The organism is Streptomyces sp. A 4/2 (assembly GCF_940670765.1).
GTDB lineage: Bacteria > Actinomycetota > Actinomycetes > Streptomycetales > Streptomycetaceae > Streptomyces.
Map to the genome: position 1 here is coordinate 118,556 of NZ_CALNVW010000030.1, position 13,926 is coordinate 132,481.

Sequence of the window (13,926 nt, forward strand, 5' to 3'; positions counted from 1 at the left end):
GCGCATCTTGAACACGAAAGTTTCAACTTGTGAGTGACACAACCCATGGCGGTGCGGTCGCGCTGAGCGACCGCCCGTCTCCCGACGACGGTCTGTCCTCGGCCGAGCTGGCCGGAAAGTACGGCCTGTCGGTGAGCGGTGCCAGGCCTGGGCTCCTGGAGTACGTCCGCCAGATCTGGGGCCGACGCCACTTCATCCTGGCCTTCTCCTCCGCGAAGCTGTCGGCCCAGTACAGCCAGGCCAAGCTGGGGCAGCTGTGGCAGGTGGCCACCCCCCTGCTCAACGCGGCGGTCTACTACTTCATCTTCGGCCTGCTCCTCAACACCAAGAGGGGGCTGTCGCACGACGTCTTCATCCCCTTCCTGGTGACCGGGGTGTTCGTCTTCACCTTCACGCAGAGTTCGGTGATGGCCGGCGTCCGCGCGATCTCGGGCAACCTCGGGCTGGTGAGGGCGCTGCACTTCCCGCGCGCCTCGCTGCCCGTCTCGTTCGCCCTCCAGCAGCTCCAGCAGCTGCTGTACTCGATGATCGTGCTCGTGGTGGTGGCCGTCGGCTTCCACAGCTATCCGTCGCTGTCCTGGCTGCTCGTCATCCCCGTGCTCGCGCTCCAGTTCGTGTTCAACACGGGACTCGCGCTGATCATGGCGAGGCTCGGCAGCAAGACCCCCGACCTGGCGCAGCTGATGCCGTTCGTGATGCGCACCTGGATGTACGCGTCCGGCGTGATGTTCTCCATCTCGGTGATGCTCAAGGGCAAGCCGCCGTGGATCGCGCACGTGCTCCAGTGGAATCCGGCCACGGTCTACATGGACCTGGTCCGGTTCGCCATGATCGACGGGTACGGATCCGAGAATCTGCCTCCGCACGTCTGGGTGGCCGCAGCGGGCTGGGCGGTTCTGCTGGGCGTCGTGGGCTTCGTGTACTTCTGGAAGGCTGAGGAGCGGTACGGCCGTGGCTGAGGAAATGAACCAGGCGCGCATCCCCACGGTCATCGCCGACGATGTGCACATCGTGTACCGCGTCAACGCCGGTGGCGGCGGCAAGGGCGCGGCCACCGCGGCGCTCAGCCGGATCGTGGGCAAGGACAAGAGCGCGTCGCGCGGAGTCCGCAAGGTCCACGCCGTACGCGGGGTGACCTTCACGGCGTACCGGGGCGAGGCCATCGGTCTCATCGGATCCAACGGGTCCGGCAAGTCGACCCTGCTGCGGGCCATCGCCGGACTGCTGCCGACCGAGAGCGGCAAGGTCTACACCGACGGCCAGCCCTCCCTGCTGGGGGTCAACGCCGCGCTGATGAACGACCTGACCGGCGAGCGCAACGTCATCCTCGGTGGCCTGGCCATGGGCATGTCGCGCGAGGAGATCCGCGAGCGGTACCAGGGGATCGTCGACTTCTCCGGCATCAACGAGAAGGGCGACTTCATCACCCTGCCGATGCGGACGTACTCCTCCGGCATGGCGGCCAGGCTCAGGTTCTCCATCGCGGCGGCCAAGAACCACGACGTCCTCATGATCGACGAGGCGCTGGCGACCGGCGACCGCAAGTTCCAGATCCGTTCGGAACAGCGCATCCGCGAACTCCGCAAGGAGGCCGGCACGGTCTTCCTCGTCAGCCACAGCAACAAGTCGATCAGGGACACCTGCGACCGCGTCCTGTGGCTGGAGAAGGGCGAGCTGCTGATGGACGGTCCGACCGAAGAGGTCGTCAAGGCGTACGAGAAGGAGACCGGCAAGTAACCGGTCCACCGCAGAAGCCCCCCGCCGGATTTTCCGGCGGGGGGCTTCTCGTCTGCGGATCGCCGGACGGACCCGTCGGCCGCGGCGGGATCCGGGCATCCGGCGGCGCGTCACGCACTGCTCCTGATGAGTCAAGTGATCGTCAAGTACTGTGCGCGCAGGGAAGGTTGTCGGCGATTGAAGTGTTCTTGTGATGTGCGCTGCACCCCGCCGACGTGCCAGGCGTTGTACAACGTAAGCTGTACCGGTGCTGATTCACGGCAAGTGGGGCCATAACCCCGCGTCGCCATCCCGGCGTCGCCTTGCCTGAAGGTCCGCGCGGCGTGTCCGAAATGGGATGTATTGAGTCAGCAGTGTAGAACGGGAGATGTGACGGCAATGGCAACGGACGTGTCCCAGCTCCGAGATGTTCTCGCCGTTCCCGCGCCTGGCAGCATGCGGTGACGGGCGTCCGGGACGCGGGCACCGACAGCCATGCGCGCACCACGCTCGACAAGGCCTCCGGCGAGAACTTCCCGGTGGCCCCGTTCTTCCTGCCACGTGCCTGGCGCGACGACCTGATGGCTGTGTACGGGTACGCCCGCCTCGTCGACGACATCGGCGACGGCGACCTCGCCTCACCCGCCACCGACGCCCGCCTCCTGGGCCTCGATCCCGCGCTGGCCGACGACCGGCTCGCGATGCTCGACGCCTTCGAGGCCGACCTCCACCGGGTGTTCGGGGACGCGCAGGAACAGCCGCGCCACCCCATCCTGCGCACGCTCCGGCCGACCGTCCGCCGCTGCGCCCTGACACCCGAGCCGTTCCTCGGGCTGATCCGGGCCAACCGCCAGGACCAGACGGTGCGGCGCTACGAGACGTACGAGGACCTCCTCGCGTACTGCGAGCTCTCGGCCAATCCCGTCGGCCGCCTCGTCCTGCAGATCACCGGTACCGCCAGCCCGGAACGCATCCGGCGCTCCGACGCCATCTGCACCGCGCTGCAGATCGTCGAACACCTCCAGGACGTCGCCGAGGACCTCGGCCGCGACCGCGTCTATCTCCCCGCCCTGGACATGAAGCGATTCCACGTCCGGGAAGCGGATCTGGCCGTGCCGAGCGCGGGTGCTTCCGTGCGGGCGCTCATCGCCTACGAAGCCGAACGCGCCCGGGGTCTGCTGAATGAAGGCACCCCGCTGGTGGGTAGCGTCCACGGCAGGCTCAAGCTGCTGCTCGCCGGGTTCGTCGCCGGTGGAAGCGCCGCTCTCCAGGCGGTCTCCGCCGCCGGATTCGACGTGCTTCCCGGACCGCCCAAGCCCACGAAGCTCACGCTGTTGCGCGAAGTGGGAGCCGTCTTGCGAGGAACGCGTAGAGAGGGGTGAGCCGGACAGTGGAGGGACACACGCTGGTCTCCGGGCCCGTAATGGCTGCATACACGTACTGCGAGGCAGTCACGGGGCAGCAGGCGCGTAATTTCGCGTACGGCATCAGGCTGCTGCCCGCCGACAAGCGGCAGGCGATGTCCGCGCTGTACGCCTTCTCGCGCCGCGTCGACGACATCGGCGACGGTGAACTGGCGCCCGACGTCAAGCAGGAGCGGCTGGAGTCGACCCGCGAACTGCTCGGACGGATCCGTGAAGGAGCCGTCGACGAGGACGACACCGACCCGGTCGCGGTGGCCCTCGCCGACGCGGCACGCCGGTTCCCGATTCCGCTCGGCGGGCTCGACGAACTCATCGACGGCGTACTGATGGACGTGCGCGGCGAGACCTACGAGACCTGGGACGACCTGGAGGTCTACTGCCGTTGCGTGGCCGGTGCGATCGGCCGGCTCTCGCTCGGCGTCTTCGGCAGCGGCACCGGCACGGCCGACGCCGAACGGGCCTCCGAGTACGCCGACACGCTCGGTCTCGCCCTCCAGCTCACCAACATCCTGCGCGACGTCCGGGAGGACGCGGGCAACGGACGCACGTACCTGCCCGCCGACGACCTCGCCAAGTTCGGCTGCTCCGCGGGCTTCCACAGCGCGACGCCGCCCGAGGGCTCCGACTTCGCGGGTCTGGTGCACTTCGAAGTGCGGCGCGCCCGCGCGCTCTTCGCCGAGGGGTACCGGCTGCTGCCCTACCTCGACCGCCGCAGCGGAGCCTGTGTCGCCGCGATGGCGGGCATCTACCGCCGTCTCCTGGACCGCATCGAAAGGGACCCCGAGGCGGTCCTGCGCGGACGTGTCTCGCTCCCCGGCCGGGAGAAGGCGTACGTCGCGGTGCGCGGCCTCTCCGGTCTCGACACCAGGCACATCTCGCGGCAGAGCGCCCGGAGGCGCGCCTGATGCCCCTCGACAGACCCGCTCCGCGAACCGCGGTCCGGCGGCACTCAACCTCCCGGGGGACCGGCGCGTCCCTGACTGCGATGCCCTGCTGTCCGGACCCGGCCGCCGGGGCCGAGAAGGAGGGCGTATGACAGCCGGAGGAACGCGCTCCGCGCACGCGGTGGTGATCGGCGGAGGCCTCGCCGGGGTCACGGCCGCGCTCGAACTCGCCGACGCCGGAGTGCGGGTGACCCTGCTCGAAGGCCGGCCGCGGCTGGGCGGCCTCGCCTTCTCCTTCCAGCGCGGCGAGCTCACCGTGGACAACGGCCAGCACGTCTACCTGCGTTGCTGCACCGCCTACCGCTGGTTCCTCGACCGGGTCGACGGAACGGCCCTGGCTCCGCTGCAGGACCGGCTCGACGTTCCCGTACTCGACGTCGCACCGGCCGGTGGCCCGCGGCTGGGCCGGTTGCGCCGCAGCGCGCTGCCCGTGCCGCTGCACCTCGCCAGGAGCCTCGCGACCTATCCGCATCTCTCGCTCGCCGAGCGGGCGAGCGTCGGCCGCGCCGCGCTGGCTCTCAAGGGACTCGACCTGGCCGACCCGGCACTCGACGCCGTCGACTTCGCGAGCTGGCTGCGCCGCCACGGCCAGTCGGACCGCACCATCGAGGCCCTCTGGGACCTGGTGGGCGTCGCCACACTCAACGCCACCGCACCCCACGCCTCGCTGGGACTCGCCGCGATGGTCTTCAAGACCGGGCTGCTCTCCGAGGCGGGGGCCGCCGACATCGGCTGGGCCCACGTACCGCTCGGCGAACTGCACGACACACTCGCCCGCAAGGCGCTCGACTCCGCGGGGGTGCGCACCGAACTGCGTACCCGTGTCACGGACATCTCCCGTAACGACAACTCCGGTGCGGGCGAGGAGAGTTGGCGCGTCGAGGTGGACGGCGGGACGCTCACGGCCGACGCCGTCGTGCTCGCGGTGCCGCAGCGTGAGACCCATGCCCTGCTCCCCGAAGGCGCGCTCGAAGCCCCCGGGAATCTGCTGGAGATCGGAACCTCACCGATCCTCAACGTCCATGTCGTGTACGACCGCAAAGTACTCCGGAAGCCCTTCTTCGCCGCGCTCGGCACCCCCGTCCAGTGGGTCTTCGACCGCACGGACGCCTCGGGGCTGAAGGGCGGCGGGCAGTACCTGGCGCTGTCCCAGTCCGTCGCGGACGACGACATCGACCAGCCCGTGTCCGTGCTGCGGCAGCGTTATCTTCCCGAGCTGGAACGGCTGCTCCCCGCCGCGCGCGGCGCGGGTGTACGGGACTTCTTCGTCACCAGGGAACGGACCGCGACGTTCGCGCCCGCCCCCGGTGTCGGGCGACTGCGCCCGGGTGCACGTACCCGGACACCCGGGCTCTATCTGGCGGGTGCGTGGACCGCCACCGGCTGGCCGGCGACCATGGAAGGCGCAGTGCGCAGCGGCTTCAGCGCCGCTGGTGCCGCGCTCTCCGGACTCGGCCGCCCCCACGATCATCCGCTTCAGGAGGCGGCATGAGCACTGTTACTGGAACAAGAGGAGAGCCTGTGACCCCGGCCGCAGACACCGTCGACATCGTCGCGCTTCTGGAGCGCGGACGGACCCTGTCCTCACCGGTGCTGCGCGCTGCCGTTGACCGGCTCGCACCGCCCATGGACACCGTCGCCGCCTACCACTTCGGCTGGATCGACGCCGAGGGCCGCCCCTCCGACGGGGACGGCGGCAAGGCCGTGCGCCCGGCGCTCGCGCTGCTCTCGGCGGAGGCCGCGGGCGCCGCGGCGGAGGTCGGCATCCCCGGCGCCGTCGCCGTGGAACTCGTCCACAACTTCTCGCTGCTGCACGACGACCTGATGGACGGGGACGAGCAGCGCCGCCACCGGGACACCGTCTGGAAGGTGCACGGCCCCGCCCAGGCGATCCTCGTCGGCGACGCGCTCTTCGCACTGGCGAACGAGATCCTGCTGGAGCTCGGCACCGTGGAGGCCGGACGCGCCACGCGCCGGCTCACCACCGCCACCCGCAAGCTGATCGACGGTCAGGCCCAGGACATCTCCTACGAGCACCGCGAACGGGTCACCGTCGAGGAGTGCCTGGAGATGGAGGGCAACAAGACGGGCGCCCTGCTCGCCTGCGCCGTCTCCATCGGCGCGGTGCTCGGCGGCGCCGACGACCGGACGGCCGACACGCTGGAGGCGTACGGCTACCACCTCGGCCTGGCGTTCCAGGCCGTCGACGACCTGCTCGGCATCTGGGGCGACCCGGAGGCGACCGGCAAGCAGACCTGGAGCGACCTGCGCCAGCGCAAGAAGTCCCTGCCGGTCGTCGCGGCACTCGCGGCCGGCGGACCGGCGTCGGAACAGCTGGGCGAACTGCTCGCTGCCGACGCCAAGAGCAATGACTTCGACACCTTCTCCGAGGAGGAGTTCGCCGCACGGGCGGCTCTCATCGAAGAGGCGGGCGGCCGGGAGTGGACCTCCCAGGAAGCCCGCAGACAGCACGCGATCGCCATCGACGCGCTCACCGGTGTCGAAATGCCGGAAAGGGTAAGGGCGCAGCTCATCGCGCTCGCCGACTTCGTCGTAGTACGGAAGAGATGATCACCATCGCCACATAATTCGCAGTCGCCGGCCGGCGTCCGTGGACGCCGGCCGACGGAGACCCCAGCACAGCAGAGGAAGTACTGCACGAAGGGGAAGCCATGACAGCGACGACCGACGGAAGCCCCGGAGCCATGGAGCCCCGCGCAGCCTCGGCCAGTGAAACAACCGAAACTATCCCCGTCGGCGATCCGGTACGTGACGCCGCCGAGCGGGCCGCAGCGAACTCCGTCGAGTACCTGCTCCGAGCCCAGGACGCCCAAGGCTGGTGGAAGGGCGATCTGGAAACCAACGTCACCATGGACGCCGAGGATCTGCTGCTGAGACAGTTCCTCGGAATCCAGGACGCGCGGACCACCGAGGCCGCGGGCCGGTTCATCCGGGGCGAGCAGCGCGAGGACGGCACCTGGGCCACCTTCTTCAAGGGCCCCGGTGAACTCTCCGCCACCATCGAGGCGTACGTGGCCCTGCGGCTCGCCGGGGACGCACCCGACGCACCGCACATGGCACTCGCCTCCTCCTGGATCCGCGCCCACGGCGGGGTCGCCGCGAGCCGGGTGTTCACCAGGATCTGGCTCGCGCTCTTCGGCTGGTGGAAATGGGACGACCTCCCCGAGCTACCACCTGAGATGATTTTCCTGCCGAAGTGGTTCCCGCTCAACATCTACGATTTCGGCTGCTGGGCCCGGCAGACGATCGTGCCGCTCACCGTCGTCTCGGCGAAACGCCCGGTACGCCCGGCCCCCTTCGCCCTGGACGAGCTGCACATCGACCCCGGCGACCCCAATCCGGCCAAACCGCTTGCATCCGTGTCCAGTTGGGACGGGGCGTTCCAGCGTCTCGACAAGGCGCTGCACGTCTACCACCGCATCGCACCGCGAAGATTCCGCAAGGCGGCGATGAACGCGGCGGCCCGCTGGATCATCGAGCGGCAGGAGAACGACGGCTGCTGGGGCGGTATCCAGCCACCCGCCGTGTACTCGGTGATCGCCCTGCACCTGCTGGGATACGACATCGACCACCCCGTGATGCGGGCGGGCCTCGCGTCGCTGGACCGGTTCGCCATCTGGCGCGAGGACGGCGCCCGCATGATCGAGGCGTGCCAGTCCCCGGTCTGGGACACCTGCCTGGCCACCATCGCGCTGGCGGACGCGGGGCTGAGCCCCGATCACCCGGCGCTCGTCAAGGCCGCCGAGTGGATGCTCGGCGAAGAGATCGACCGGCCCGGCGACTGGTCCGTACGCCGTCCCGAACTGGCCCCCGGCGGCTGGGCGTTCGAGTTCCACAACGACAACTACCCCGACATCGACGACACCGCCGAGGTCGTCCTGGCCCTGCGCCGCGTTCAGGTGCCGGACCGGGGGCGCCTGGAAGGTGCCATCGCGCGGGGCGTGCGCTGGAATCTCGGTATGCAGTCCAAGGACGGCGCCTGGGGAGCCTTCGACGCCGACAACGACAGTCCGTTCCCGAACCGGCTGCCGTTCTGCGACTTCGGTGAGGTCATCGACCCGCCGTCGGCCGACGTCACCGGGCACGTCGTGGAGATGCTCGCCATCGAGGGGAAGGCCCACGACCCGCGCACCCGGCGCGGGATCGAGTGGCTCCTCGCCGAACAGGAGGCGACCGGAGCCTGGTTCGGGCGCTGGGGCGTCAACTACATCTACGGCACCGGGTCGGTGATCCCGGCACTCACCGCGGCCGGGCTGCCCACCTCCCATCCGGCCATCCGCCGTGCGGTCTCCTGGCTGGAGTCCGTACAGAACGAGGACGGCGGCTGGGGCGAGGACCTCCGCTCCTACAAGGAGGAGGAGTGGATCGGGCACGGCGCCTCGACCGCGTCGCAGACCGCCTGGGCACTGCTGGCGCTGCTCGCGGCGGGGGAGCGGGAGAACAAGGCCGTGGAGCGGGGCGTCAGCTGGCTCGCCGAGACACAGCGTCCGGACGGCGCCTGGGACGAGCCGTTCTTCACCGGCACCGGCTTCCCCTGGGACTTCTCGATCAACTACAACCTCTACCGGCAGGTCTTCCCGCTCACCGCACTGGGACGGTACGTCCACGGTGAGCCCTTCGCCGCGACCCGGCAGGGGAGCTGATGGCGGAGGCTCCTGACAGTGCGCCGCTGCTGATCGCCTGTGCGCTCGGCATCGAGAAGTTCGCCCTGCGCACCGGCGGGCGCGGCGGCGCACCGGGTCCGGTGACCGTACTCCGTACGGGCATGGGGCCCGAGGCGGCGGCACACGCCGTCACCCGCACGCTCGGCGAGGCCCCCGCGCGGGACTCCGCCGTGATCGCCTCCGGCTTCTGCGCCGGTCTGCTGCCCGGGATGAACCCGGGCGACGTGATCGTCGCCGACGAGACCAGGGACGGCGCGGGGGTCACCCCCTGCGTGGGCACCGAACTCCTCGCCAAGGCGCTGGCCGCCGCCCTGCCCGGCCGAACCGTGCACACCGGTCCGATGACCGGCTCAGACCATGTAGTACGCGGCCACGAAAGGGCCGAGCTGCGTGCCACAGGGGCGATCGCCGTGGACATGGAATCCGCGGCGACGCTCTGGAGCGCCGTAAGGGCCGGGCCCCGCCCGGTTGCGGCCGTACGAGTGGTCGTGGACGCTCCAGAACATGAACTCGTCCGAATCGGGACGGTACGCGGTGGAATATCGGCCTTCCGCGTTCTCCGTGCCGTCCTTCCAGCTTTCTATGAATGGCACCGTTCTTTGCTGCTCCCCAGGAGGTGAGCTAGATGGCCATGCCGCTCCGTCAGACCATCAGGGTCGGGACGTATCTCTTCGAACAGAAACTCCGCAAGCGCGAGAAATTCCCATTGATCGTCGAGCTGGAGCCTCTCTTCGCCTGCAACCTCGCGTGCGAGGGCTGCGGGAAGATCCAGCACCCGGCGGGAGTTCTCAAGCAGCGCATGCCGGTGGCACAGGCCGTGGGCGCGGTGCTCGAATCGGGCGCTCCGATGGTTTCCATCGCAGGTGGCGAGCCCCTGATGCACCCGCAGATCCATGAGATCGTGCGGCAGCTGGTGGCGAAGAAGAAGTACGTCTTCCTCTGCACCAACGCGATGCTGATGCGCAAGAAGATGGACAAGTTCACCCCCTCGCCCTATTTCGCGTTCACGGTGCACATCGACGGGCTGCGCGAGCGGCACGACGAATCCGTGGCGAAGGAGGGGGTGTTCGACGAGGCCGTGGAGGCCATCAAGGAAGCCAAGAAGCGCGGATTCCGGGTCACCACCAACTCCACGTTCTTCAACACCGACACCCCGCAGAACATCATCGAGGTACTCAATTACCTCAATGACGATCTCGAAGTGGACGAGATGATGATCTCGCCCGCCTACGCCTACGAGAAGGCACCGGACCAGGAACACTTCCTGGGTGTCGAGCAGACCCGGGAACTCTTCAAGAAGTCGTTCGCCGGCGGGAACAGGGGACGGTGGCGTCTCAACCACTCGCCGCTCTTCCTGGATTTCCTGGAAGGCAAGGTCGACTTCCCGTGCACCGCGTGGGCGATCCCCAACTACTCGCTCTTCGGCTGGCAGCGCCCCTGCTACCTGATGAACGACGGGTACGTCCCCACGTACAAGGAGCTCGTCGAGAAGACCGACTGGGACAAGTACGGACGCGGCAAGGACGACCGCTGCGCCAACTGCATGGCGCACTGCGGCTACGAGCCGACCGCCGTACTCGCCACGATGGGCTCGCTCAAGGAGACCATCCGTGCCGCCCGAGAGACGGTCTCCGGAAACCGCGGGTGACGTGATGACCGGTGGGGAGCCGGTGACACCGGCTCCCCCCGCGCCGCCGGCCCGGCCTGTCGCGGTGCGCCGCCCCTCGCGGCGCATCCAGGCCGGGCCGGCGGCAGTCGCGCCGGGGTTCCCGACGCCGCTGTGAGCGATAAGAAATCCGAGAGGGGGCCCAAGCGTGTCGATCTTGGAAAATATCCGGGGGCCGCGCGACCTGAAGGCGCTGGAAGACACTGAACTCGGTGAACTGGCAGAGGAAATAAGGGAGTTCCTGATCCAGGCGGTGGCCAGGACCGGCGGACATCTGGGACCGAACCTGGGGGTCGTCGAACTCACCATCGCCCTGCACCGGGTGTTCGACTCGCCCGCCGACCGCATCCTGTGGGACACCGGCCACCAGAGCTACGTGCACAAGCTGCTCACCGGCCGGCAGGACTTCTCCAAACTGCGCAGCAAGGGGGGCCTCTCCGGCTATCCCGCCCGCGCGGAGTCGGAACACGACGTCATCGAGAACTCGCACGCCTCCACGGTCCTGGGCTGGGCCGACGGCCTCGCCAAGGCCAACGAGGTGCGGGGCAGGACCGGCCATGTGATCGCGGTGACCGGCGACGGAGCGCTCACCGGCGGGATGGCGTGGGAGGCGCTGAACAACATCGCGGCGGCCGGTGACCGCCCGCTGATCATCGTCGTCAACGACAACGGACGGTCGTACGGGCCCACGATCGGCGGCCTGTCCCACCACTTCGCCACGCTCCGGACCACCGACGGCTACGAGCGCTTCCTGGCCTGGGGCAAGGACGTGCTCCACCACACCCCCGTCGTGGGGCAGCCGCTCTACGAGTCGCTGCACGGCGCGAAGAAGGGGTTCAAGGACGCCTTCGCACCCCAGGGGATGTTCGAGGACCTGGGGCTCAAGTACGTCGGGCCGATCGACGGGCACGACCTGGAAGCCGTCCAGACGGCGCTGGTCCGCGCGAAACGCTTCCACGGTCCGGTGCTCGTGCACTGTCTGACCGAGAAGGGCCGCGGATACCGGCCCGCCCTGGAGGACGACGCGGACCGTTTCCACACCGTCGGCGTCATGGACCCGCTGACCTGCGAGCCGCTCGCCGCGTCCAGCGGCCCGTCCTGGACCTCGGTGTTCGGCGCGGAGATCGCCGAGATCGGCGCCGAACGCCCCGACGTCGTGGCGGTCACCGCGGCGATGCTGCACCCGGTCGGGCTCACCGAATTCGCCGAACGGTTTCCCGACCGGGTCTGGGACGTGGGCATCGCCGAACAGCATGCGACGGTCTCCGCCGCCGGACTCGCCACCGGCGGACTCCATCCGGTGGTCGCGGTGTACGCGACCTTCCTCAACCGGGCCTTCGACCAGCTGCTGATGGACGTGGCGCTGCACAGGTGCGGGGTGACGTTCGTACTCGACCGGGCAGGTGTGACCGGGGACGACGGGGCCTCGCACAACGGCATGTGGGACATGTCCCTCCTCCAGGTCGTGCCCGGCCTCCGGATAGCCGCGCCCCGCGACGCCGACCAGCTCCGGGCCCAGCTGCGGGAAGCCGTCGACGTCGACGACGCGCCGACCGTGCTGCGCTTCCCCAAGGAATCCGTGGGCGAGCCGGTTCCGGCGATCGACCGGGTGGGCGGGATGGACGTACTGCACCGCGCCGACCGCCCCCAGGTGCTTCTGGTGGCCGTCGGCGTACTCGCGCCGGTCTGCCTGCAGGCCGCCGAACTCCTGGAGGGCCGGGGGATCGGCTGTACGGTCGTCGACCCCCGCTGGGTCAAGCCGGTGGACGAGCAGCTGCCCCCGCTCGCCGCCGGGCACCGGCTGGTCGCGGTCGTCGAGGACAACAGCCGCAGCGGCGGTGTGGGCTCGGCCGTCGGGCAGGCGCTGCGCGACGCGGGCGTGGACGTACCGCTGCGGACCTTCGGAATCCCCGAGCAGTTCCTCCCGCACGCCAAGCGAGGCGAGGTACTGGCCGACATCGGGCTCACGCCCGTCGAGATCGCAGGACGGATCAGCGCCGCCCTGAAAGCCAAGGAGAAGACGGAATGACGGAAGGCGCGCCCAAGGGGTTCGACCTGGCGACCCTGCTGGCCGAGCGGGGCGGTGAGCGTTACGAGCTGCACGCGCGGTACCTGAACCACCAGCTGCCGCGGATGCTGCACACCATCGGCTTCGACCGTGTCTACGAACGGGCCGAGGGAGCCCACTTCTGGGACGCGGACGGCAACGACTACCTGGACATGCTCGCGGGCTTCGGCGTGATGGGGCTCGGCCGCCACCACCCCGTCGTACGCAAGGCACTGCACGACGTGCTGGACGCCTCGCTCGCCGATCTGACGCGCTTCGACTGCCAGCCGCTGCCCGGCCTGCTCGCCGAGAAACTGCTGGAGCACTCGCCGCACCTGGACCGGGTGTTCTTCGGCAACAGCGGCACGGAAGCGGTGGAGACCGCGCTGAAGTTCGCCCGGTACGCCACCGGGAAGCCCAGGATCCTTTACTGCTCCCACGCCTTCCACGGGCTGACGACCGGCTCGCTCTCGGTCAACGGGGAGGACGGCTTCCGGGACGGATTCGCGCCGCTGCTGCCCGACACCGCGATCGCGATGGGCGATCTGGCTGCGCTGGAGCGGGAGTTGAAGCGCGGGGACGTGGCCGGTTTCGTCGTCGAGCCGATCCAGGGCAAGGGCGTCCTGGCGTCGCCGCCCGGATTCCTGCGGGCCGCCCAGGAGCTGCTGCACCGTCACAAGGCGCTGCTGATCGCCGACGAGGTGCAGACGGGGCTCGGCCGGACCGGGGACTTCTACGCCTACCAGCACGAGGAGGGCGTCGAGCCGGACCTGGTCTGTGTGGCCAAGGCCCTCTCCGGCGGATACGTCCCCGTCAGCGCGACGCTCGGCAAGGACTGGATCTTCAAGAAGGTCTACTCGTCCATGGACCGGGTGCTCGTGCACTCGGCCAGCTTCGGATCCAACGCCCAGGCGATGGCCGCCGGGCTCGCGGTCCTCTCGGTCATGGAGGACGAGCAGACCGTCGCCAACGCCCGGGTGACGGGGGAGCTGCTGAAGTCGCGGCTGGCGGCGCTGATTCCGAAGTACGAGCTGCTGCACGACGTCCGCGGGCGCGGGCTGATGATCGGTATCGAGTTCGGCCGTCCTTCGTCGCTGAAGCTCCGCAGCAGGTGGACGATGCTCCAGGCCGCCCGCAAGGGACTCTTCGCGCAGATGGTCGTCGTACCGCTGCTGCAGAAGCACCGCATCCTCACCCAGGTCTCCGGCGACCATCTGGAAGTGATCAAGCTGATCCCGCCGCTGACCATCGGTGAGGCCGAGGTGGACCGCTTCGTCGAGGCCTTCACCGCTGTGATGGAAGACGCACACGGCGGGGGCGGTCTGATGTGGGACTTCGGGAGGACACTGGTGAAGCAGGCCGTAGCCAACCGCTGACCCGTCCTGCTGGACCCATGGATTTTGCCTCAGAGGCAAGAAATTTGCCTCTGAGGCATTTTGCTGTC

11 protein-coding genes are annotated in these 13,926 nt (G+C 69.2%); all 11 read left to right on the forward strand.

Annotation, left to right across the window (positions count from 1 at the left end; all coding sequences use genetic code 11):
- The first annotated feature begins 29 nt into the window (after nt 1-29).
- The 11 genes from NBY69_RS22000 (at nt 30) to NBY69_RS22050 (ending at nt 13,858) form a co-directional block, all read left to right on the forward strand.
- Nucleotides 30-959 (forward strand): ABC transporter permease, encoded by a 930-nt coding sequence (locus NBY69_RS22000; protein ID WP_250302924.1) that lies wholly within the window; start codon nt 30-32, stop codon nt 957-959.
- Nucleotides 960-963: 4 nt separating this feature from the next.
- Nucleotides 964-1,737 (forward strand): ABC transporter ATP-binding protein, encoded by a 774-nt coding sequence (locus NBY69_RS22005; protein WP_374211320.1) that lies wholly within the window; start codon nt 964-966, stop codon nt 1,735-1,737.
- A 440-nt stretch (nt 1,738-2,177) separates the two neighbouring features.
- Complete coding sequence (hpnC, locus tag NBY69_RS22010; RefSeq protein ID WP_250302927.1) at nt 2,178-3,098, forward strand: squalene synthase HpnC; 921 nt, start codon at nt 2,178-2,180, stop codon at nt 3,096-3,098.
- Nucleotides 3,095-4,045: a presqualene diphosphate synthase HpnD gene (gene hpnD, locus NBY69_RS22015; protein WP_250302928.1), complete on the forward strand. Its 951-nt coding sequence runs from the start codon at nt 3,095-3,097 to the stop codon at nt 4,043-4,045. The genes hpnC and hpnD overlap by 4 nt, the downstream gene beginning before the upstream one ends.
- Nucleotides 4,046-4,133: 88 nt before the next feature.
- A complete protein-coding gene (gene hpnE / locus NBY69_RS22020; protein ID WP_374211321.1) occupies nt 4,134-5,576 on the forward strand; it encodes a hydroxysqualene dehydroxylase HpnE in 1,443 nt (480 codons plus the stop codon).
- Nucleotides 5,573-6,655: a polyprenyl synthetase family protein gene (locus NBY69_RS22025; RefSeq protein ID WP_250302932.1), complete on the forward strand. Its 1,083-nt coding sequence runs from the start codon at nt 5,573-5,575 to the stop codon at nt 6,653-6,655. The genes hpnE and NBY69_RS22025 overlap by 4 nt, the downstream gene beginning before the upstream one ends.
- A 101-nt stretch (nt 6,656-6,756) precedes the next feature.
- Nucleotides 6,757-8,748 carry a squalene--hopene cyclase gene (gene shc / locus NBY69_RS22030; RefSeq protein ID WP_250302935.1) on the forward strand — a complete coding sequence of 664 codons (1,992 nt, stop codon included), beginning with the start codon at nt 6,757-6,759 and terminating at the stop codon, nt 8,746-8,748.
- Nucleotides 8,748-9,389: a 1-hydroxy-2-methyl-2-butenyl 4-diphosphate reductase gene (locus NBY69_RS22035; RefSeq protein ID WP_250302936.1), complete on the forward strand. Its 642-nt coding sequence runs from the start codon at nt 8,748-8,750 to the stop codon at nt 9,387-9,389. Before shc ends, NBY69_RS22035 begins: the two co-directional genes overlap by 1 nt.
- Before the next feature lie 5 nt (nt 9,390-9,394).
- Nucleotides 9,395-10,417, forward strand: coding sequence for an adenosyl-hopene transferase HpnH (gene hpnH / locus NBY69_RS22040; RefSeq protein WP_250302938.1), 1,023 nt, complete (start codon nt 9,395-9,397; stop codon nt 10,415-10,417).
- Nucleotides 10,418-10,583: 166 nt separating this feature from the next.
- Nucleotides 10,584-12,464: a 1-deoxy-D-xylulose-5-phosphate synthase gene (dxs, locus tag NBY69_RS22045; protein WP_250302940.1), complete on the forward strand. Its 1,881-nt coding sequence runs from the start codon at nt 10,584-10,586 to the stop codon at nt 12,462-12,464.
- On the forward strand, nt 12,461-13,858 hold the full coding sequence (locus tag NBY69_RS22050; protein WP_250302941.1) for an aspartate aminotransferase family protein: 1,398 nt from the start codon (nt 12,461-12,463) through the stop codon (nt 13,856-13,858). Before dxs ends, NBY69_RS22050 begins: the two co-directional genes overlap by 4 nt.
- Nucleotides 13,859-13,926 lie beyond the last annotated feature (68 nt).

What these genes read in the sequence shown, in the direction of transcription:
- shc (WP_250302935.1), top strand. Translation starts at nt 6,757, where the DNA reads ATGACAGCGACGACCGACGGAAGCCCCGGAGCCATGGAGCCCCGCGCA.
- hpnH (WP_250302938.1), top strand. Translation starts at nt 9,395, where the DNA reads ATGGCCATGCCGCTCCGTCAGACCATCAGGGTCGGGACGTATCTCTTC.
- NBY69_RS22050 (WP_250302941.1), top strand. Translation starts at nt 12,461, where the DNA reads ATGACGGAAGGCGCGCCCAAGGGGTTCGACCTGGCGACCCTGCTGGCC.
- NBY69_RS22005 (WP_374211320.1), top strand. Translation starts at nt 964, where the DNA reads ATGAACCAGGCGCGCATCCCCACGGTCATCGCCGACGATGTGCACATC.
- NBY69_RS22035 (WP_250302936.1), top strand. Translation starts at nt 8,748, where the DNA reads ATGGCGGAGGCTCCTGACAGTGCGCCGCTGCTGATCGCCTGTGCGCTC.
- NBY69_RS22025 (WP_250302932.1), top strand. Translation starts at nt 5,573, where the DNA reads ATGAGCACTGTTACTGGAACAAGAGGAGAGCCTGTGACCCCGGCCGCA.